The 18681-nt window shown below is 65.2% G+C and carries 20 protein-coding genes; 9 read left to right on the top strand and 11 right to left on the bottom strand.

Annotated features, from left to right (window positions below):
* Positions 1–54 precede the first annotated feature (54 nt).
* Complete coding sequence (locus tag MQH31_RS14010) at positions 55–534, top strand: DUF2975 domain-containing protein (RefSeq protein ID WP_243012547.1); 480 nt, start codon at positions 55–57, stop codon at positions 532–534.
* Entirely contained in the window at positions 535–771 is a 237-nt protein-coding gene (locus MQH31_RS14005) for a helix-turn-helix domain-containing protein (RefSeq protein ID WP_243012546.1), read from the top strand.
* Between the two features lie 265 nt (positions 772–1036).
* On the opposite strand, the gene MQH31_RS14000 is transcribed toward MQH31_RS14005, so the two are convergent.
* The gene (locus MQH31_RS14000) at positions 1037–1639 is read right to left on the bottom strand and encodes a hypothetical protein (protein ID WP_243012545.1); all 603 of its coding nucleotides are present in this window, start codon (positions 1637–1639) and stop codon (positions 1037–1039) included.
* A gap of 385 nt (positions 1640–2024) precedes the next feature.
* On the opposite strand from MQH31_RS14000, the gene MQH31_RS13995 reads away from it, so the two are divergent.
* A complete protein-coding gene (locus tag MQH31_RS13995) occupies positions 2025–2681 on the top strand; it encodes a histidine phosphatase family protein (protein WP_243012544.1) in 657 nt (218 codons plus the stop codon).
* Here the strand turns inward: MQH31_RS13995 and MQH31_RS13990 are convergent.
* A complete protein-coding gene (locus MQH31_RS13990) occupies positions 2678–4597 on the bottom strand; it encodes an ABC transporter ATP-binding protein (protein ID WP_243012543.1) in 1920 nt (639 codons plus the stop codon). The two genes, MQH31_RS13995 and MQH31_RS13990, sit on opposite strands and share 4 nt — an antisense overlap.
* A 159-nt stretch (positions 4598–4756) precedes the next feature.
* Positions 4757–6355: an MFS transporter gene (locus MQH31_RS13985; RefSeq protein WP_243012542.1), complete on the bottom strand. Its 1599-nt coding sequence runs from the start codon at positions 6353–6355 to the stop codon at positions 4757–4759.
* A gap of 427 nt (positions 6356–6782) precedes the next feature.
* Here MQH31_RS13985 and MQH31_RS13980 point away from each other — a divergent pair, with 427 nt between their 5' ends.
* From MQH31_RS13980 to MQH31_RS13970, 3 genes are all read left to right on the top strand, one after another.
* Positions 6783–8177, top strand: a complete 1395-nt coding sequence (locus tag MQH31_RS13980; RefSeq protein ID WP_243012541.1) for a sugar porter family MFS transporter — start codon at positions 6783–6785, stop codon at positions 8175–8177.
* A gap of 88 nt (positions 8178–8265) precedes the next feature.
* Entirely contained in the window at positions 8266–8838 is a 573-nt protein-coding gene (locus tag MQH31_RS13975; RefSeq protein ID WP_243012540.1) for an RNA polymerase sigma factor, read from the top strand.
* 68 nt (positions 8839–8906) lie between these two features.
* A complete protein-coding gene (locus MQH31_RS13970) occupies positions 8907–10202 on the top strand; it encodes a hypothetical protein (protein ID WP_243012539.1) in 1296 nt (431 codons plus the stop codon).
* 119 nt (positions 10203–10321) lie between these two features.
* Here the strand turns inward: MQH31_RS13970 and MQH31_RS13965 are convergent, their stop codons facing one another.
* The 3 genes from MQH31_RS13965 to MQH31_RS13955 all read right to left on the bottom strand — a co-directional run bounded on the left by MQH31_RS13965 (position 10322) and on the right by MQH31_RS13955 (position 12808).
* Positions 10322–10624 (bottom strand): ArsR/SmtB family transcription factor, encoded by a 303-nt coding sequence (locus tag MQH31_RS13965; protein WP_243012538.1) that lies wholly within the window; start codon positions 10622–10624, stop codon positions 10322–10324.
* 118 nt (positions 10625–10742) lie between these two features.
* Positions 10743–11378: an MBL fold metallo-hydrolase gene (locus MQH31_RS13960; protein WP_243012537.1), complete on the bottom strand. Its 636-nt coding sequence runs from the start codon at positions 11376–11378 to the stop codon at positions 10743–10745.
* Positions 11375–12808 carry an MFS transporter gene (locus tag MQH31_RS13955; protein WP_243012536.1) on the bottom strand — a complete coding sequence of 478 codons (1434 nt, stop codon included), beginning with the start codon at positions 12806–12808 and terminating at the stop codon, positions 11375–11377. Before MQH31_RS13955 ends, MQH31_RS13960 begins: the two co-directional genes overlap by 4 nt.
* A gap of 124 nt (positions 12809–12932) precedes the next feature.
* Here MQH31_RS13955 and MQH31_RS13950 point away from each other — a divergent pair, with 124 nt between their 5' ends.
* A complete protein-coding gene (locus MQH31_RS13950) occupies positions 12933–13766 on the top strand; it encodes a helix-turn-helix transcriptional regulator (RefSeq protein WP_243012535.1) in 834 nt (277 codons plus the stop codon).
* On the opposite strand, the gene MQH31_RS13945 is transcribed toward MQH31_RS13950, so the two are convergent.
* Both MQH31_RS13945 and MQH31_RS13940 read right to left on the bottom strand, forming a co-directional pair.
* Entirely contained in the window at positions 13751–13927 is a 177-nt protein-coding gene (locus tag MQH31_RS13945) for a helix-turn-helix domain-containing protein (protein ID WP_243012534.1), read from the bottom strand. The genes MQH31_RS13950 and MQH31_RS13945 overlap by 16 nt on opposite strands.
* A complete protein-coding gene (locus MQH31_RS13940) occupies positions 13924–15381 on the bottom strand; it encodes an MFS transporter (protein WP_243012533.1) in 1458 nt (485 codons plus the stop codon). The genes MQH31_RS13945 and MQH31_RS13940 overlap by 4 nt, the downstream gene beginning before the upstream one ends.
* Positions 15382–15520: 139 nt before the next feature.
* Between MQH31_RS13940 and MQH31_RS13935 the strand changes: the two genes are divergently transcribed.
* Positions 15521–16447 (top strand): LysR family transcriptional regulator, encoded by a 927-nt coding sequence (locus MQH31_RS13935; protein WP_243012532.1) that lies wholly within the window; start codon positions 15521–15523, stop codon positions 16445–16447.
* A gap of 43 nt (positions 16448–16490) precedes the next feature.
* Here the strand turns inward: MQH31_RS13935 and MQH31_RS13930 are convergent, their stop codons facing one another.
* The 3 genes from MQH31_RS13930 to MQH31_RS13920 all read right to left on the bottom strand — a co-directional run bounded on the left by MQH31_RS13930 (position 16491) and on the right by MQH31_RS13920 (position 17890).
* The gene (locus MQH31_RS13930) at positions 16491–16817 is read right to left on the bottom strand and encodes an ArsR/SmtB family transcription factor (protein WP_243012531.1); all 327 of its coding nucleotides are present in this window, start codon (positions 16815–16817) and stop codon (positions 16491–16493) included.
* Positions 16814–17287: an SRPBCC family protein gene (locus MQH31_RS13925; protein ID WP_134536105.1), complete on the bottom strand. Its 474-nt coding sequence runs from the start codon at positions 17285–17287 to the stop codon at positions 16814–16816. The genes MQH31_RS13930 and MQH31_RS13925 overlap by 4 nt, the downstream gene beginning before the upstream one ends.
* A gap of 183 nt (positions 17288–17470) precedes the next feature.
* Positions 17471–17890, bottom strand: coding sequence for a YciI family protein (locus MQH31_RS13920; protein ID WP_243012530.1), 420 nt, complete (start codon positions 17888–17890; stop codon positions 17471–17473).
* Between the two features lie 240 nt (positions 17891–18130).
* Here MQH31_RS13920 and MQH31_RS13915 point away from each other — a divergent pair, with 240 nt between their 5' ends.
* On the top strand, positions 18131–18652 hold the full coding sequence (locus tag MQH31_RS13915; protein WP_243012529.1) for a putative immunity protein: 522 nt from the start codon (positions 18131–18133) through the stop codon (positions 18650–18652).
* Positions 18653–18681 lie beyond the last annotated feature (29 nt).

Below are 18681 nucleotides of genomic sequence, written 5' to 3'. Positions count from 1 at the left end.
CCTTCACGGTCGCAAACGGTTGATTATCGACAGATATCCATTGATAATCAGCACATGAGCTCGCCAAAACGCCTGTCTGGACCCATGATGTGGCTCACCTGGAGTGCCCTCGGCGTCCTCGCGATCTTGGTCGCGGTCGGCCTCCTCGGCGCCGCAGCCAGTGCCGGCGAGTTGGCTGCATTCCTGCCCGTGCTCGCTCCAGTGCAGGGCCCGCTCATCATGGTCGCCATAGCGTTCGGGCTCTGCATTGAGGCGCTCATTTTGATGACGGGCGTGTTGGTCGGCTACATTCGCGTGGACCGAATCTTCAGTCCATCGGCCCTGCGATTGGTCGACGGGCTCGTTGTCGCCGTCGTGATCGCGACGCTGCTCGTAATCGTGGCCCTCTTCTTCATCCCGGGACCGCCGCAGCTGTTCTTGCTCGTGGAAGCGGCAGTGCCGGTTGGGGCAACGATCGCCCTCGTGCTCCTGGTGATGCGGTCGCTCCTGCGCCGTGCGGTCGCAATGCATGTCGAGCTCGACGAAGTGGTGTGAGTGGCCGTTCGCATCCACATCGATCGACTACTGGTGGAACGCGGGATGTCGGTGGGTGATTTCGCCGACGCCGTTGGCATCACCCCGACGAACGTCGCCGTGCTGAAGAATGGGCGCGCCCGCGCGGTGCGGTTCAGTACCCTCGACGCCATCTGCCGGGTCCTCCGGTGCCAGCCTGGCGACATCCTGAGCTGGACTGATGATCAAACAGCGCTCGACGATGACGCGTACCGATGAGCGACGAGACCTTGTCGCTGCGACACGGTCACCATCGCCGGTCACACCGGCCGGGATGGGAAATCAGTGCGGGGTGTTGAGTTCAGACTGTGAACGACCTCGACGAGTGCCGGGTCGCCGTTTGGATTCTCCGGTCTGGCACTGGCAGACCAAAATGAGCTCATGACGTAGGCAGCGCAACGCAGCAGGTCCGGCCAGTTCAGGCGCCTTACGTTAGCTGCCGAGAAATTCGGCAAGTGCTGGGTTGGCCTGGACAATCCGGTGGCTAATTCGGTGGTGTCTCAGTCGGTGGGCGGGGTGCGGTGTCTTTGGCGGCCGCTGCGCGAAGTGAGCTCTCTGCGCGGCTTCGTTGTTCGCGGGCGGCCAGACCAGCTTCGGCCGGCCCTCCGGTTTCTACCTTCCAGGTGGTGCCGCGTTCCAGATGGTGGCGCGTCGACTCGATCCAGCCGGCGCTGGTCGTCGAGCCGGCCGCGATTGTCTGAGGGGCGGCGGCCGGCGCGAGCCAACTGATGACGAGGTACTCCTCGGTCGGTTCCGACAGCGTCGCGTCGTAGGCGGTGTCGCGGCCGCGCCCGTAGACGCGAATCCGGTACGTACCGGCGCCCTGCTCGTCCAAGCGCGGGGCGGAGGCCTCCGGGTCGTCGAAGTGCCCGAGCAGCTGGAGGGGCCCATCCCGCACCTCCACCGAGAACTCGGCGATGTCCTCCCACCCCGTCTCCGGGCGTGCCGGGGCGGCAGGGAGCGAGTCGAGCGTGATCGTCACCGGGCCTGCGGCAACCCCCGTCACGAGTTGGACGCCCGGACCCAGCGGTTCCTCCGCTACGAGGCCGGTGAGACCGAGGCACGCCTTGAGCTGGGATGGCGGCACCGCACAATTGAGGAATCTCACCACATGCCATTCAGCGTGAGGTTCGACTACGTGAGCCGCCATCCCCGCCCTCCTTCTCAGACGATATTCACGTAGAACGGGTCGCCGTCAACGATGCGATACGGCTCGTAGAGAACGCTGTTCAAGAGAGACCCTGCTGAACTGTTTTCCGGTGCGTCGATCATGCAAATGCTATAACCGGTCGCCCCGGTGGACGGCGGCCCGCTCAGGGTGATTTGGCACCAGAATTGAGTCCGTGCGGTCCCACCACCCGTGTAGGAGCCCCGCCACGAGGATGCCGCAAGCTGTGTCGCGGGGTTGAACGCTGGCCTTTCCAGCTATGAAAAACCTCCATCGAAACCGGGGGTGATACTACTGTTGCCGTATGTTCATGAACGAGCCGCTGCCCAGCCACCCCGCTCCGGATAACCCGTCGGGGAAGCTGATTCTCTTGCGCCATGGGGAGACGGAGTGGTCGAAGGAGGGCAAACACACTGGGCTCACGGACGTTCCGCTCACCGACCGGGGAGAGGAACTAGCCCGCGGCGCGGGCAGGTTAGTGGCCGGTTACGATTTCTCCCTCGTGCTGACCTCGCCGCTGCAGCGTGCCCGACGCACTGCTGAGCTCGCTGGCCTTCAAGCGGACGTTGATCCGCTTCTCGTTGAGTGGGACTACGGCGGGTACGAGGGGCGTACGACGCGCGATATCCGCAGCGAACTCGGCTACAACTGGAGCGCATTCACCCACGGCGTGATTCGTGGTAACACGCCCGGTGAGACGGTGGAGGAGGTCGCCGCCCGCGCGTCGCGGGTGCTCACGCGGGTGCTGCCTGCCATGGAGGAGGGAAATGTCGCCCTGATCGCGCACGGCCATTTCCTGCGCATTCTCACCGCCGTGTTCCTGAGGATGGCCCCTCGATTCGGTGCTCAAATCACCCTGGATGCTGGATCAGTCTCGGTGCTCAGCTTCTACCGTGAGCAGCCGGCCATCGTGTCGTGGAACTACGGAGCCGAACTGCCCTTGGTACCCTCAGAGTCCTAAGTCGCGACCCGAGCTGCTGTCCGGCTCAGCGCTTCCTCGTCGGCCGTAACATTCTTCTGCACGGCGAACTGGGTCCGGTGCAATTCCTCGTACCGTCCACCCGCAGCCAGCAGTTCCTCGTGCGTACCGCGCTCCACGATCGAGCCGTCCTCAACCACGAGGATCAGGTCCGCGTTGCGGATGGTGGAGAGGCGGTGGGCGATCACCATCGCCGTCCGTCCCTTGAGCGCCTCGCTGAGCGCCGCCTGCACGGCGGCCTCAGACGTCGAGTCCAGCGCCGCCGTCGCCTCGTCGAGGATGACGACGCGCGGCTGGGCGAGGAGGAGCCTCGCGATGGTCATCCGCTGGCGCTCACCCCCGGAAAGCCGGTAGCCGCGCTCTCCCACCATGGTGTCCAGCTGGTCCGGCAGGGACCGGATGAGCGGCTCGAGCCGCGCACGGCGGACGGCGTCCCACACCTCGTCGTCGGTGGCCTCCGGCCTCGCGAGGCGCAGATTGGAGAGGATGGTCTCGTGGAACAGGTGGCCGTCCTGCGTCACCATGCCCAGGCTGTGCCGCATGGAGACGAACGTGACGTCGCGGACATCCGTCCCCGCGAGGCGCACGGCGCCGCTGTCGACGTCATACAGGCGCGAGAGGAGTTGCGCAATTGTGGACTTGCCCGCACCGGACGAACCAACGAGGGCAACGGTCTGCCCCGGCTCGATCCTGAAGGACACGCCGTGCAGCACCTCGTCGCCGCCGCGGGTGTCCAGCGTGGACACCTCCTCGAGAGAGGCGAGGGAGACCTTGTCCGCAGACGGGTAGGCGAAGCGGACGTTGTCGAACTCGACGGCCACTGGGCCTTCGGGGATGGCGATGGCGTCGGGCTTCTCCTTGATGAGCGGGTCGAGGTCCAGTACCTCGAAGACGCGCTCGAAGCTGACCACCGCGCTCATGATCTCTACCCGTGCGTTCGCGAGGCCGGTGAGCGGCGCGTAGAGGCGGGTGAGGAGGAGCGCCAGGGTGACCACGTCACCGGTATTCAGCTGGCCGGCGAGTGCGAGGGAGCCGCCGAGCCCGTACACGAGCGCCAGAGCGAGGGCGGAGACGAGCATCAGTGCGGTGAAGAAGACGAACTGCAGCATCGCGGTCCGGACCCCGATGTCGCGGACCCGGGCGGCGCGGACGCGGAACTCCTCGGCCTCCTCGTCGGGCCGGCCGAACAGCTTGACGAGGGTGGCGCCGGGCGCCGAGAAGCGCTCGGTCATCTGTGTGCTCATGGCGGAATTGTGATCGGCGGCTTCGCGGCGCAGCGCGGCGAGCCGACTGCCCATGCGGCGCGCGGGTACTAGGAAGATGGGGAGCATGATCACGGCGAGAACCGTCACGAGCCAGGACGTGCTGAGCATGACGATCAGGGTGAGGGTCAGCGCCACGAGGTTCGTGACCACACCGGACAGCGTGCCGCTGAAGGCCTGCTGGGCGCCGATCACATCGTTGTTGAGGCGGCTCACGAGGGCGCCCGTCCGCGTGCGGGTGAAGAACGCGATCGGCATCTTCTGCACGTGGTTGAAGACGGCGGTGCGGAGGTCCAGGATCACACCTTCGCCGATCCGCGCCGAGTACCAGCGCGTCACGAGTGACACGGCGGCGTCGGCCACGGCCACGAGGGCGATGACCACTGCGATCCACACGATCGTGGTGACCTCGCCCTGGGCGACGATGACGTCGACCACCTTGCCGGCGAGTACCGGCGTCGCGACCGCGAGGAAAGCTCCCACGATGGAGAGGGTGATGAAGACAAGCAGCTTGGACCGGTAAGGCACGGCGAACGTCATGATCCGCCGAACGGACTCACGGGAGAAGCCGTGCTTTCCGTCCCTGGCGGTGGAGATCTTGTGCAGCGAGCTCCAGGCCGCGCTTTCCATGCTCATTGAGGTTCCTTCCGGGGGCAGAAGGCCTAGCTTAGATGGCGACGTGCCCGAGCTTTGCGAAGCGGTGTGACGGCTGGAGCGTGCCAAGCTCGCGATGGATGCCGACTGGGCACGGTGCCGCCCCCGCGGCGGCACCGTGCCATCGAGCCGGTGTGTCGGTCAGCTCCCGTTGGAGACGGGCGTGACGGTCGGGGAGATCGCGTCCTCGGGCCAGGCCGACTCGTACGGGTGGCCGGTCAGTTTCTCGACGACCACACGGGCCTCGGAGGTGACGTCGTCCTTGGAGCCGCCGGCCTCGAGGCGGTCGATCTCGGTGCGCAGGACTGCGTGGCTCTGCGGGTCGAGGTACATGAACCGTGAGATGGCGAACGCGATAGCGATGAGGACGAGCGGCCCGAGGATGACGACGAGTGCAATGACGTGCTGGGTGCCGGTGCTCTGAACGAGGGGGCAGGAGGTGGTGCACGAGGCGTCGAGCTGCACGCCGCCCGCGCTGCCGGGCTTGAGGAAGCCACCCAGGTCCAGGAACCACGAGACGAGGAGGGTCGCGACCGCGCCTGTCGACTTGCGGCCGAAGGTCATCACCGCGGCATAGATTCCGGCGCGGTCCTGGCGGGTCATAATCCGGTCGACGTCGGGGATGAACGGGAAGACGTTCCACGGCGTGAACTCGAGGAGGGCTCGTCCGGCCTGATATGCGAGGCCGACGATGACGAGCAGCACCATCGTCGAGGACGGCTGGATGAGGTAGATCGCGCCGAGGGCGAGCAGGCAGGCGATGATCACGGAGTAGGACATGGCGAACAAGTAGCGCGGGCCCTTGCGGATCATGAGGAATGCGGCGAGCACCGTGGCCGGCAGCCCGATGATGGACAGCGCCTGGAGGGTGAGGCCGAACGACTCGCTGCCGTGCACGGCGTACACGACGAAGAACGTCAGCGCTGTGGCGAAGATGTCCTTGCCCGTAAAGGAGAAGAGATAGATCGCCAGGTGCTTGCGGAAGCTCGAGTTCTTGAACGTCGAGCCGAAGTCCTTGAGGTTGTCGGTAATGAGCTTTCCGACGGGCACCTTGGGCTGGGCGTCGAGCTCCGCGAGGAACTCCGGGGTGAGCTTGCGCTCCCAGGTGGTGAAGTACGTCGTGATGACGGCGCCGGCGAACAGCACGGAGAAGATGAGACCGGTGATGAGGTAGGCGTTCGGGCTGTTCGTCGCCTTGATCTGGGCCGGGATGAAGAAGACGAGGAAGGTACCCGTGGCCGACAGGAACATGCGGGTTGAGCTGAGCTTGGTCCGCAGCTTGTAGTTGTCCGTCATCTCAGTGGGCAGGGTCTCCCACGGGATGAGAATCATCGCCATGATCATCTCGACAGCCAGGTAGACGATCAGGTAGTACCAGAAGCCCTGTTGCGAGATCCACAGCAGGGGGAAGACGACGAGGAGCAAGGGTGCGCCGATGAGCAGGAAGAAGTGGCGGCGGCCGAACTTCTTGCCCAGGCGGGTCCGATAGAAGTTGTCCGTCAGCGGGCCGATGATGAGGCTGACGACCGCGTCGACGATGCGGGCGATAAAGAGGATCGTGCCGGCTTGGACGGCGCTGACATCCCCGTAGGTCGTGAAGAAGTACAGCATCAGGCCGCTGATGATGGTGTTCCAACCGCCGCCCATGAGGTCCAGGACACCGAAGCCAATGCTCCGGGCAAGCGTAATGGGTCGGGCCGTATATACGCGTGGGGTCGATTTGTCGATGAGGGGCTTCACGTCTTTGTGCCTTCTGCTTCAGGGTCCCAGGCTCGTTCCGGGGATGTTTGCACACTACCATACAAGAACACGTGCGTTTGTGGTCGAGGCATGAGCACAGCGATAGACGCCATCCGTCATCTTTAGGATGCTGAAATTATGTGAGCTAGGCTAACTAAAAGCTTGATGTTAGCGATCACTTTCGGCCGAAGAGCCCACTGGCGTGGCATCCAAGTCCCATAGCCGGGAAGGGCATGCGTCAGAGGCATGCGTCAGAGTGGACAGCTGCGATAGGGAATAGCTCAGCACACCACAATGTGCCGTGCTCCATTCCATCGCCGAAACCGCACTCATGGCACAACGGCATAGGCCCGAGACGACGTCCCGGCCGGCCATCCTTCCTAGTGATCAACCGGGGCTGAAACTAGTTCCTCACTCGGAGTGAAAAATGGAAAAAGAAAAAAAGATCGACAGTAAGTTCATCTACTTCTTCGGATCCTTCGGAGGCATCCTTTTCGGCTACGACATCGGAGTCATGACTGGGGCGCTGCCGTTCCTGCAAAGCGACTGGGGCCTTGACGATGCCGCCGTCATCGGTTGGGTAACCTCTGGCGTGATGTTCGGCGCCATCTTCGGTGGCGCTGTGGCCGGACAGCTTTCCGATCGATTCGGACGGCGCAAGATGATTCTCGCCGCAGCGGTCGTCTTTATGGTCGGGTCGGTCCTCTGCGGCCTGGCACCGGAGGGTGGTGTCACCTATCTGGTCATCGCCCGAATCTTCCTGGGCCTGGCGGTCGGCGCGGCCTCCGCATCGGTTCCCGCGTACATGTCCGAGCTTGCGCCCGCGCGGCTGCGTGGACGCTTGTCCGGCCTGAATCAGACGATGATCGTCTCCGGCATGCTGATCTCCTACATCCTGGATTTCCTACTGAAGGATCTGCCGGAAGCGTGGGCGTGGCGAGTAATGCTCGCGACGGCCGCAGTGCCGGCCGTGATTCTGTATCTGGGCGTGTTGCGGTTGCCCGAATCGCCCCGGTTCCTGGTGAAAGTCGGCAAGGAAAACGAGGCACGCACGGTGCTTCGCTACATTCGCCGCCCAGACGAGGTCGATGCCGAGCTCAGATCGATCCAGGAAACCGCCCAGGTCGAGAAGCAGACGGCTGGCAACACCTCACTTGCAACGTTGTTCGACAGTAAGTACCGGTATCTCGTCATTGCGGGTGTCGGTGTCGCCGCGTTCCAGCAGCTCCAGGGTGCCAACGCGATCTTCTACTACATCCCTCTGATCGTGGAAAAGGCCACCGGCAATGCGGCGAGTTCGGCGCTGATGTGGCCGATCATCCAGGGCGTGCTTCTCGTGCTCGGCTCATTGCTGTTCCTGGTGATCGCGGACAAGTTCAACCGACGCCTGTTGCTGACCGTGGGTGGCACGATCATGGGCGTGTCCTTCCTGCTTCCCGCGATACTCAATACCGTGCTGGAGGACGCGAACCCGATGATGATCGTGGTGTTCCTGAGCATCTACGTGGCCGCCTATTCGTTCACGTGGGCGCCACTCACCTGGGTGATCGTCGGAGAGATCTTCCCCATGGCGATTCGCGGCAGGGCCTCGGGTATCGCCTCGTCCTTCAATTGGATCGGATCGTTCGCTGTCGGTCTCTTGTTCCCGATCATGACCGCCTTGATGAGCCAGGAGGCGGTGTTCGCGATCTTCGGTGCCATCTGCATTCTTGGTGTCGTCTTCATCCGGACTCGTGTCCCCGAAACTCGTGGCCGCACGCTGGAGGACATCGAAACCAAGAGCATTCCGACCCAGAAGGCTTTCGCTTCTCTCGAGAGGTGATGGGTTCGTCAGCAGGAGGGGGACGATGTTCTCCGAAAATTCGGGGCGCTGCGTGCAAGACTTTCCGCGGATGCGACATATTCAGTAGGTGAGCATCGCCGACATCCCAGCCACCGCCGACACGAGCGGGGGAGCGGCGATGCCTGACAGCGAGGACCCGCCCAAGACGGCGGCCGATGTGGACTGGTTCACCGTGATGGTCCGCGAGCACGCGACCGCGCTCGTGCGCTACTTCGTCCGCCGCGGGCCGCGTCAGGATGCCGAGGACCTCGCCGCCGAGGTCTTCGCGACGGCCTGGCGTCGCCGCAACGACGTGCCACGGGAGGCCGTGCTGCCGTGGCTGTATCGCACGGCGGGGTTCACGCTCGCGAATGCGCGCAGGAAGCACCTCGATCTTCCGGTCGACGAGGTGCCCGAGTCGGGCGTGGCGCGAGTCGACGGCGATCCGGAGTTGAACCTCCTCTTCGATGCGGAACTCCGGGGCGCGCTGGCCAGCGTGGGCGAGCGCGACCGGCAGATCCTTCTTCTGCACGCGTGGGAGGGCCTGGACGGAACCGAGCTCGCCGAGGTGCTCGGCATCTCCCGATCCGGGGCGGACGCCGCGCTGTCGCGCGCGCGCCAGCGATTACGAGACGCCTGGGGCGAGCGGATGTCCTTCTAGGGCTTCTGCAAGATTCGGCACGCCCCGCACATATACCAGGTGAACCGAAAGCCCGGAGGCTGAGTGACATGAACGACGACGACACACAACACGACCCGCTCGCCCGGCTGCGTGCCGCCGACCCGGCGGGGGATATCGAAGCACGTCCCGGGTTCGCCGACGAGGTCGTCGCGCGGATGACCGGCCCTGAGGCTGAACCGATGGCCGGATCGGTACCCGTGGCCGACCTGGACACAGCACGAGCACGCCGTCGGCCGCGCTGGCTCCCGTTCGTCGCGGTCGCGGCGTCGATCGCGATCGTCGGTGCCGCGGGATACGGGATCGGAGCGACCACCGGCGGGCCGAAGAGCCTCGCCGACGGCGCTGCTCCGCCCATCACTCTCCAATCCAATGGCCGCCCCGAGAGCGTCGCCCACGGCGGAATGGAGCCATCCGTGGGCTCTGGCGCCGCTGCCGACCAGAAGATGTCGTCCTCGACGTACCCGTACGGATCCGGCCGGAACGCCTTCAGCGCGTCCGGTCTCGGCACTCAGGCGGGCACAGCTCAGGCCTACGCCTACGACCCGCGTTCGGCATCCAGCTCAGACACGGTCGCCGCGCTCGCCGCGGCGCTCGGCATCGGGTCACCGGTCGAGCTGCGGGACGGCAGCTGGATCGCCGGCCCGCAGGACGGCGGCGCCCCGAGCCTGTCCGTGAGTCTCGACGGCATGCTGTCCTTTTACTTCCAGAACCCGCAGATAAACCCGTGGAAGTGCGAGGGTGACAGCGCCTGCGAGCCGACCGGTCATCCGCCGAGCGAAGACGCTGCGATCGGAGCGCTTCGTGCGCTCCTCGTCGCCGCCGGCCAGGATCCCGCCACGTTCGAATTCAGCTCTCAGGTGTCGGAGGGCTCTCCCACACGCACCGCTGCGGCAAGGCCGGTCATCGACGGGCAGCAACTCGACCAGGGCTGGTCCGTGGACATGGCCGAAGGCGGTGTCGTCAACGCCAACGGTGCCCTCGCCGACATCGTCGCTTTGGGGACGTACCCGGTGGTCAGCGCGCAGGAGGGCTTCGAACGACTCTCAGACCCGCGGTTCAGTGCAGTGGCGACGACCTTGCCGATCGCCCTCCGCGATCAGGCGTCGACGACCGAGGAGTGGGTGGCACCGACGGAGCCGCCCGCACCACCAGTCGCCGGCACCGCGGTCTCCTGGCCGGTGAACAAGGTCGAGATCGTCAGCGCACGCCTGGGTCTCACCACCCAGTGGCAGCCGGATGGGAGCGTCCTGGTGGTTCCCGCGTTCGCGTTCACGGATTCCGAGGGCGGCACCTGGTCGGTTCTCGCCGTCGCGGAATCGATGCTGGACCTCCGGGCGTTCTAGACCAGGACAGTCGCTCGCACGCATCCTCTTGACGGCAGACCGGCCGCCCTTCCACGTTCTCGTTGCCCGATAAATCGATCCCATCGAGGATCTTTCTCCTCGGCCCGTGATCGAGTAGGTCACTCCCGCTCCAGGTCCTCCGCGATCTGCTTGATCGTGGCCAGCCGGCGGTCCCACTGCGCCCCGATCAGGTCGAGCCGCCGGGCGGTCTCGGTGAGCTGGCTGCCCAGCACCCGGTACCGCACTTCGCGCCCCACCCGCACTGGCTCGACGAGTCCGACGTCCTGCAGCACCGCCAGGTGTTTGGCGATCGCTTGGCGGGAGACCGGCAGGACCTCGGCGAGGGCGGATGCTGAGGCATCCGCCCCACCGAGGGCTGCCAGGATGCTCCAGCGCGTGTCATCGCCGAGGGCGGCGAACACCCGAACGAGGGTGGATGCGCTGGCCTTGCTGTTCGCCCAGCGGTCGCTGTCTACGCCGTTGGCCCGCTATTGCAGCGCGAGGGGCACGCCACCTGGTCGCTGATAAGCCGTGCGGTGATCAAAGCTGTACCGCGTCCCCGTCCTCCAGGATGAGCAGCTCGATGCTGGTCAACGGATCGACAAACTGTGAGAAGAATTGTCTCCCGGCGGCGGTCAGCATCATGTCGTGAATCTGTATCGCCCGGTCGGGTTGCACAGCGCGGATGAAATCGACCGCGGCGTCGAGCTTTGCCCAGGGTCCCGACGTGGGGACCAGAAGCGTCTTCACGGGGAGCCCGGGCACGTGGTACGAGTCGCCCGGGTGATAGACGTCGTCGTCGATGACGTAGCCAACGTTGCCGGTCTCGGGCATGTCCGGATGGATCACCGCGTGGGTTCCTCCGACGACATCCACCCGGAATCCATCGATATCAATACGGTCCCCGGGTGCGACGACCGTAACCCGGCCGTCGTCGTTGTGGAGCTGCGCCACGACGTCTGCCGGCGCCCAGATCCGGAGCTCTCGCTGGGACTCGAGTGCCGCGGAGAGCAGGTCGACGTCGAAGTGGTCGGGGTGGTCGTGTGTGATCAGGACGGCGGATGTCTCGCCGACGAGCCGAGGCGCAGCAGGTGTGAATGTCCCGGGGTCGATGAGGATAGAGGAGCGTTCCTTGAGCAGGACAACCGTGGGATGGGTGTGCTTGTGGAGGATCACGAGCGGGTTGTCGCCTGTTCTGCTTCGGAGTGGGCGTCGGGGTGTGCGTCGAGCGGTGACCCTGGCGCGCGCCGAGTGCCGACTCGTCGGAGGACGATGACGACCACCACGATGAATGCGGCGACGATGAGGGCATCGATGCCGATTCCAATGCGCAGGGCGAGGAGGCTGGTGAGGCCGCCGGCAGCGGTCGCGATCGCCGACACGATCGGGGTGCCGAGGGTCATGCCGACCTGCTGAGTCATGGTGACCAAGCCGGTCGCGAGGCCCTGTTGTCCCGGTTCGACACCGGATGTCGCGGCGACCAGGAAGGTGACGATAGCGACCATGTGACCGATCGCGGCTATGAAGCCGACCACGGAGTAGAGGGCGATCGATCCGGGGTGCTCGTTCACGGCGACGAGTGCGCCGGTGGCCAGTGCCTGGATTCCGAGGCCGAGGAGCATCGCCCCGCGGATACCCAGCCGTCCGACGACGCGGGGTCCGATGACGCCGCCGACGACAGCGCCGACGCCGGTCAAGCCGATGATCAGACCGGTGATGAGCGGGTCGAGTTCCAGCACGTGCTGGAAGTACATCGTGGACAGGAACACAAGGCCGGTCTCCATCGAGAGCGATGCGAAGCCGATGAGGTGACCGGCGAGGATATTCGGACGTGTCAGGAGCTTCAGGGGCACCAGCGGGGCGCTGTGGCGTCGCTCGGTGCGGATGAAGAAGACGATCAGGACAATGCTGGCGGCGAGACAGATCAGGCCGTTCGGGTCCGTGACGCCGTGCTCACCGAAGCGGGACATCGCGAAGACCAGGGTGATCAGCGCCGTGGTGATGAGCGCCGCACCGCGCACGTCAAGTCGGGCCTGCTTCTCTCTGGCTGGTTCGCGGATGATGAGGAGCGCCAGTACGACGACCGCGGCGGCGATCGGGACGTTGACGAGGAACGCTGCCCGCCAGGACAGGTAGTTCGTCAAGATCCCGCCGAACACCGCGCCAGCCGTGAATCCGAGCGAGGCGAGGACGCTGCTCAGCCCGAGTGCCCGGCGTCGGAGCGGCCCCTCCGCGAAGATGGAGGTGATCAGCGCGAGCGCGGCGGGCATCGCGGCCGCCGTTGCCAAGCCCTGCAGCGCCCGCGCTATGAGCAGAACCACCGGAGAGCCGGCGAAGCCGCCCACGAGCGATGCTCCAGCGAGGACTGCCATACCGATGACGAACATCCGGCGACGTCCGACCCAATCGCCCAGCCGCCCGAGCAACAACGTGAAGCCCGCCGCGCACAGCGCGAACGTCGTCGCGACCCACTGCACATCGGCGGACGCAAACCCCAATGCCGACCCTATTTCCGGAAGTGCGACGTTCAGAATCGAAAAGTCCACCGAGAGCAGGAACTGTGAGGAAAGGAGGATCAGGAGTGCGACGAGTTGATGTCGGGTCATACGTGAGTGCATTTGCCCTAGCCTGTCATTGCCGGTGATGACCAGCCAGACCCCTGGTGTGCGTACCACCAACAGGGTCAGGTTGATTGTCCCGACCGTTCGCTGCACCGCGCATACTGGAATGATGTCAACTGAATTCGGGGACTTCCTTCGCAGCCGCCGAGCCGCACTGACTCCGGAAGCGGTCGGGGTGAATGCCTATGGGGCGCGGCGTGTTCCCGGATTGCGGCGAGAAGAGATCGCTCAGCTGGTCGGCGTGAGCGTCGCCTATTACACCCGGCTCGAGCAGGCGGCGGATGCAGAGCGAGCATCTGATCAGGTGATCGAAGCCCTCATCCGCGCTATGCGGCTCGATCCCGACGAAGCCCTCCACCTCCGACGCCTCGCGCGCCCCTCATACGCACGTGCGATCGGTGTCCCAGCCGAACGGCCGCGCCCGAGCATCTTGCGGCTCATCGCAGCCCTTCCCGGGCCTGCGATCGTCTTCGATCACGCCAACGACATCTACGCCTGGAACAGGCTCGGTCACCTGCTGCTCGCCCACGACCTTCCCTTCGACGCGGCCGAGCGCGACGACATCCGTCCTAATTTCGCCCAGCGCTTCTTCCTCGGATGCGCCGGCCCCGAGCTGTTCGAGGATTCCGAGACCATGGCGCGGGAAGTCGTTGGGTTCCTCCGGTACTCGTCGAGCACGTGCCCCGACGACAAAAGACTCAGCGGAGTGATCGGTGAGCTCGCACAACGCAGCGACGCGTTCGCCAGAATCTGGGCCGAGCACCCCGTGCACGACCTCAGCTATGGCCAACACCTGTTCGCCCACCCCTTGGTCGGCCGTCTGACCCTCGACTTCGACGTCCTCCGGCCGGCCGAATCCAACCTGCGCGTCCTCACGTACCAGGCCCAGCCAGGCACCCCCGACGCCGACGCCCTACAACTCCTCGCTCAACTCGGCCAGTGACGGATGCGAGTGGGCACGTAGCATCGCTCCACTAGTCCGACGTCCTGCAGCAGTGCCAGGTGCTTCGCGATCGCCTGGCGCGAGACCGGGAGGACCTCGGCGAGGGCGGACACCGAGGCATCCGCCCCACCGACAAGAATCGCTGGGAGGGTTCGTGTCAACTCTCGATGGGGTACCGGGGCCGCATTCTGGCCGACCGTTTGCTTCCGATTGCGAGGCCAAGCGCGACCATGACGAGGGCTGCCGCCATCGTGAAAGCCCACCGGGTGCCGGTGGCGACGGCACCGGGATCTGCGGTGGTGATGTCGGCCGCGCCTGACGCGAAGGCGAAGATGGCGCCCATCACGGACGCACCGGTGAGGAGCCCCAGATTGCGCGACAGGTTGAGCATCCCCGAGGTCACGCCGCGCTGTTCGGCGAGGATGCCGGTCATGACGGTGGTGTTGTTGGCCGTCTGAAACAGTGCGTAGCCGGCCGTGATGACCACAAGCGAGAGGACATATCCCGCGATTCCGAACGAGATCGGGACCAACGACATCGAAATCGTCCCGATGACCGTGCCGATCAGTCCGATGACGAGAACGCGCTGGGCTCCCAGACGATCGACCAGGCGGCCGCCCGGCACGCCGGTGAGCGCTGCGACGACGGGACCGGCCGACATCACGAGTCCGATCAGGGCGGGCTGGATTCCGAGGACACGAGCGAGATGGAACGGGCCGACCACCAGCGTCGTCATCATGACCGTCGAGACGAGAACGCTCATTGCAAGGCCGGCGCTGAGTGCGGGGTCACGGAAATTATTCAATTGAATCAGCGGTGACGACACTCGCCTCTCCGCAAGCAGGAACAGGCCCAATCCCACTAGTGCGGCCACCAGCAGGGCCGTACTCAGGGATCCGAAAAGGCCATGCTCGAGGGTCACAGCCAGCGAGTAGGAGCCGAGCGTGAGGGCGAGGAGCAACGTCCCCACGTAGTCGAACCCGAGTCGCCCGGCCCTCCGCGTCGGCCCGTCGGCAGGCAGGTACCGTCGAGCGAGTACAAAGGTCAGGAGGCCCAGCGGTGCTGTGACGAGGAAGATCGCCCGCCAGCCGAAGCCTGCGATCAGGAGGCCGCCGAGCGACGGCCCGAGGGCGGTCCCGATCGCGGACATCGTTCCGAGCAACCCCATGGCCCGTCCGATCCGTGGCTGGGGCACCGTCTCGGCAACGAACGCCATACTGAGCGCCATCATGCTGGCCGCGCCGATGCCTTGAGCCGCGCGGGCAGCAATCAGGAGCCACAGGGTCGGGGCAACGCCGGAGAGGAACGTGGCCGCGGTGAAGGTAGCGATTCCGACCAACAGCAGTCGCCGGCGTCCGGCGATGTCGCCGAGTCGCCCGACGCCGACGATCAGGGACGAGATTGCGAGAAGGTAGGCCAGAACAATCCACTGGACTTGTTGAAAGGAGGCAGAGAATCCCTCCGCCATGCTCGGCAGGGCGACGTTGACGATGCTCGTGCTCAGCGCAGGCAGCAACATCGACAGGGAGAGAGTGAGGAGAGCTCCCCGGAACCCGGTCGCTCTGCCCGGCTTCGTGGCTGGTGGTGTGTCTTGATTGACGTTCGTTGGTGTCATGTGTGAACCGTGCTTCCCTGCGGTCTCGGAGCGGACTTCCTCAGAGTAAAGGCGTCTTTGGGATGGCGGAAGGCGCATCATTGTTACATAATCAGTGCACCAGACGCCATAGTCCGACGCGTCATGAGACACTGGTCCAGTGGCAAGACCTGACTTGAATCTTCTGGTTACCCTGGACGTGCTGCTTCAGGAGGGCAACGTCACCCGCGCGGCCGAACGGCTGCGGCTGAGCCCCTCTGCGATGAGCCGGGCGCTTGCCCGGTTGCGTGAGACCACGGGTGACCCTCTGTTGGTCAGGGCTGGACGCGGTCTGGTGCGCACGCCGCACGCGCTTGAACTCGTCGAGCGCGTCAGCCAGCTCGTTCAGGATGCCGAGGCGTTACTCAGTCCGGCCGACACCGTCGACCTTGGTGCACTATCCAGGACATTCACATTGCGGACCAGCGATGGCTTCGTCGAGAGCTTCGGACCGGATCTGATCAGCAGCGTCCTGGAGCAGGCACCAGGCGTGCGGCTGCGCTTTTTGCAGAAGACCAACACTGATGCCGCATCCCTGCGCGACGGCACTGTGGACCTCGAAATCGGCGTGGCCGGCGAGAACATCAGGGAGATTCACTCTGAGCCGGTGTTCCGGGACCGTTTTGTCGGCGTAGTCCGGATGGGGCACCCCTTGACGCACACCACGATCACCCCGAAGCGATACGCATCCGGTGGTCATATCCGCGTCTCACGACGGGGTCTCGAAAGAGGACTCGTCGACCAGGCGCTCACGCTCGCTGGGCTGGAACGGGAGATCGTCGTCGTGGTCGGCGGTTTCGCGGCCGCGCTCGCTCTGGCCCGGGCGTCAGATCTGATCGCCACCGTGCCTGAACGACAGACCAGGAACCTGCGCAACGAACTGTGGACGTTCCCCCTCCCGATACCCACGCCAGAAGTCACCGTCTCGATGCTCTGGCATCCGAGACTCGACGTCGACCCAGCGCACCGATGGCTGCGCACCTGCGTGAGGCGTTTATCCGGGGAGACCGACGAGACGGTGGAGCTCCCCGGTTCGGGCCTGGCGTGATTTGACGGGGGAGGACCTCCGGTATCGAAGCGGGTAACCGCCCTCACTCGATTTCCAGGCCTTCCGCGATCTGCTTGATCGTGGCCAGCCGGCGGTCCCACTGCGCCCCGATGAGGTCGAGCCGCCGGGCGGTCTCGGTGAGCTGGCTGCCCAGTACCCGGTACCGGACTTCGCGGCCCACCCGCACCGGCTCGACGAGTCCGACGTCCTGCAGCACCGCCAGGTGCTTGGCGATCGCCTGGCGGGAGACCGGCAGGACCTCGGCGAGGGCGGATGCTGAGGCATCCGCCCTGCCGAGGGCTGCCAGGATGCTCCAGCGCGTGTCATCGCCCAGCGCGGCGAACACCGGAACGAGGGTGGATGCGGTCACTCGGAACCTTCGAGGTAGGCGACCAGCTCGTCCAGTTCGAAGTTCCAGCCGCCGCGGTTGCTGTCCATGCTCGCGGCGGGGTCGCGGAGGGCGTCGAAACCGGATTCGACGACCGTGAGTTGCGTGCCGGCATCCACTGGTTCCAGGGTGAAGCGGAAGACGGTGGTCTCGCCCGACTCGAGGGTGGATGCGGTGGCGTTGCTGTTCGCCCAGCGGTAGGCGATCATTCGGGGCGGGTCGAGCTCCTCGATGCGGACCGGGAAATCGCCGTGGTCGGACCAGCCGAAGACGCCGGTCGTGCCGACCGCGAGGGGCGCCAGGGTGGCGTGCTCGGGAAACCAGCGGGCGATGTGCTGCGGCTCGGTGACGGCGGCCCAGACCTTCTCGATGGGGGCCGCGATCGTGATGGTTCGTGAGACGGTGAACTCGTCCGCATTGACGACGGACAACTCGTTGATTTTCGTGCTCATGATTCTTCATCCCTTCGGTTGATGAGTCTTTGGTTGTTGCTGCAACTTCAGGGTTGCACAAGAAGAAGCGAACTGCAACTAAAAAGTTGCAATCGAGCCTTGCGACGATGCGCGCTTTGGATGCGCCAGACGGCGCCGACCGTCCGAGGGATGTCGGTCATGCTTCACCGGGGGAGGACCGGCTCAGAGCGCGTCGGTCCTGAGCTCCACCGCCTTCTTGACGTACTCGTTGTCGGCGTAGTCGGCGAAGGCCTCCTCCTGGCTCGGGATGCGGCGGACCTCGATTTTGGAGCCCGGCCCGAGCGGAGCGCGGCTGGCCCACTCGATGGCTTCCTCCTTGCTCGACACTTCGAGGATCCAGAACCCGTTGAACAACTCGTGCGTCTCGCCGTAGGGTCCGTCCGTCACGATCGGCTTCTCGCCGGCGAAATCGACGACGAATCCCTCGTCCGCCGGGGCGAGGCCTTCGACGCCGGCGAGCACGCCGGCCTTGGTTAGGACCTCGTTGTAGGCGCCCATGGCGTTGATGATCTCTTCGAAGTCGACCTCCTGGCTGGCCTCGACGGCCTCCTGGGTGTCGCGCATGATCAGCATGAACTTCATCGTGATCCTCCTACTCTTGCGTCAAACGGGATTGCCCCGGATCGACATCGCAGCCCGGATTTCTTTTCGTTGTACATCGATGACTGAGCGCGCGCAATCATCCCGCTCGCGAAGCGTGAGGAATGAGATCTCAGACTGAAACGAGACAATGGTGGGGAACGCAGCAGCAAGCTCACGCAAGCCGATCCCTTGTCGGGCGCCCCCGGCGAGCTCTCCGCGGGCGTGTGCCAAGGTGTTCATATGGCTTCTCCGCAGTCCCTGAGCGAACATGATCGTCGGGAGGTCGCGGCGTGGGCCGCGGACTGCGCCGAGAGAGTCTTACCTCTGTTCGAAGCGGAGGCGCCTGACGACGAACGTTCTCGGGACGCCATCGCGCGAGCTCGAGCGTTCGCTCTCGGTGAGCTGGATGTTGCCGGTGAGATTCGTCGCCGCTTCGTCGCGAGTCGGGCATCGCACTCCGTGAGCTCGCCCGCGGCCAAGGCAGCGGCGTGGGCCGCTGGGCAGGCTGCGGCCGTTGCACACATGGGAGCGCATGCTCTCGGCGCGGCGGGATACTCCGCGAAAGCGGCCGCGCTGGCGGCGCCGGACGACGGTGGCTCGAATGAGATCGCGTGGCAGCTCGAGCACATGACCGAGCCTGTCCGGTCCGCGCTTCGACTGTTGCCGCTCCTCGGCACCGACACTTCAGGACCGCTGGGCGCGGGCCTACTCGCCTCGGGAATCCTTGGTGAGAACATTCGTGCCATCCAGGCTGCTCTCTGACTCCAGCTCCGAACCACAGCGTCGGCGAC

Source organism: Cryobacterium zhongshanensis (assembly GCF_022760445.1).
Lineage (GTDB): Bacteria > Actinomycetota > Actinomycetes > Actinomycetales > Microbacteriaceae > Cryobacterium > Cryobacterium algoricola.
Note: the sequence above shows the minus strand (reverse complement) of the source record. Positions and strands in the feature narration are given on the sequence as shown.

Excerpts from the sequence above, each read along its gene's own strand:
- MQH31_RS14010 (WP_243012547.1), top strand. The coding sequence starts at position 55 with ATGAGCTCGCCAAAACGCCTGTCTGGACCCATGATGTGGCTCACCTGG.
- MQH31_RS13995 (WP_243012544.1), top strand. The coding sequence starts at position 2,025 with ATGTTCATGAACGAGCCGCTGCCCAGCCACCCCGCTCCGGATAACCCG.
- MQH31_RS13990 (WP_243012543.1), bottom strand. The coding sequence starts at position 4,597 with ATGAGCATGGAAAGCGCGGCCTGGAGCTCGCTGCACAAGATCTCCACC.
- MQH31_RS13980 (WP_243012541.1), top strand. The coding sequence starts at position 6,783 with ATGGAAAAAGAAAAAAAGATCGACAGTAAGTTCATCTACTTCTTCGGA.
- MQH31_RS13970 (WP_243012539.1), top strand. The coding sequence starts at position 8,907 with ATGAACGACGACGACACACAACACGACCCGCTCGCCCGGCTGCGTGCC.
- MQH31_RS13955 (WP_243012536.1), bottom strand. The coding sequence starts at position 12,808 with ATGACCCGACATCAACTCGTCGCACTCCTGATCCTCCTTTCCTCACAG.
- MQH31_RS13950 (WP_243012535.1), top strand. The coding sequence starts at position 12,933 with ATGTCAACTGAATTCGGGGACTTCCTTCGCAGCCGCCGAGCCGCACTG.
- MQH31_RS13940 (WP_243012533.1), bottom strand. The coding sequence starts at position 15,381 with ATGACACCAACGAACGTCAATCAAGACACACCACCAGCCACGAAGCCG.
- MQH31_RS13925 (WP_134536105.1), bottom strand. The coding sequence starts at position 17,287 with ATGAGCACGAAAATCAACGAGTTGTCCGTCGTCAATGCGGACGAGTTC.
- MQH31_RS13920 (WP_243012530.1), bottom strand. The coding sequence starts at position 17,890 with ATGAAGTTCATGCTGATCATGCGCGACACCCAGGAGGCCGTCGAGGCC.
- MQH31_RS13915 (WP_243012529.1), top strand. The coding sequence starts at position 18,131 with ATGGCTTCTCCGCAGTCCCTGAGCGAACATGATCGTCGGGAGGTCGCG.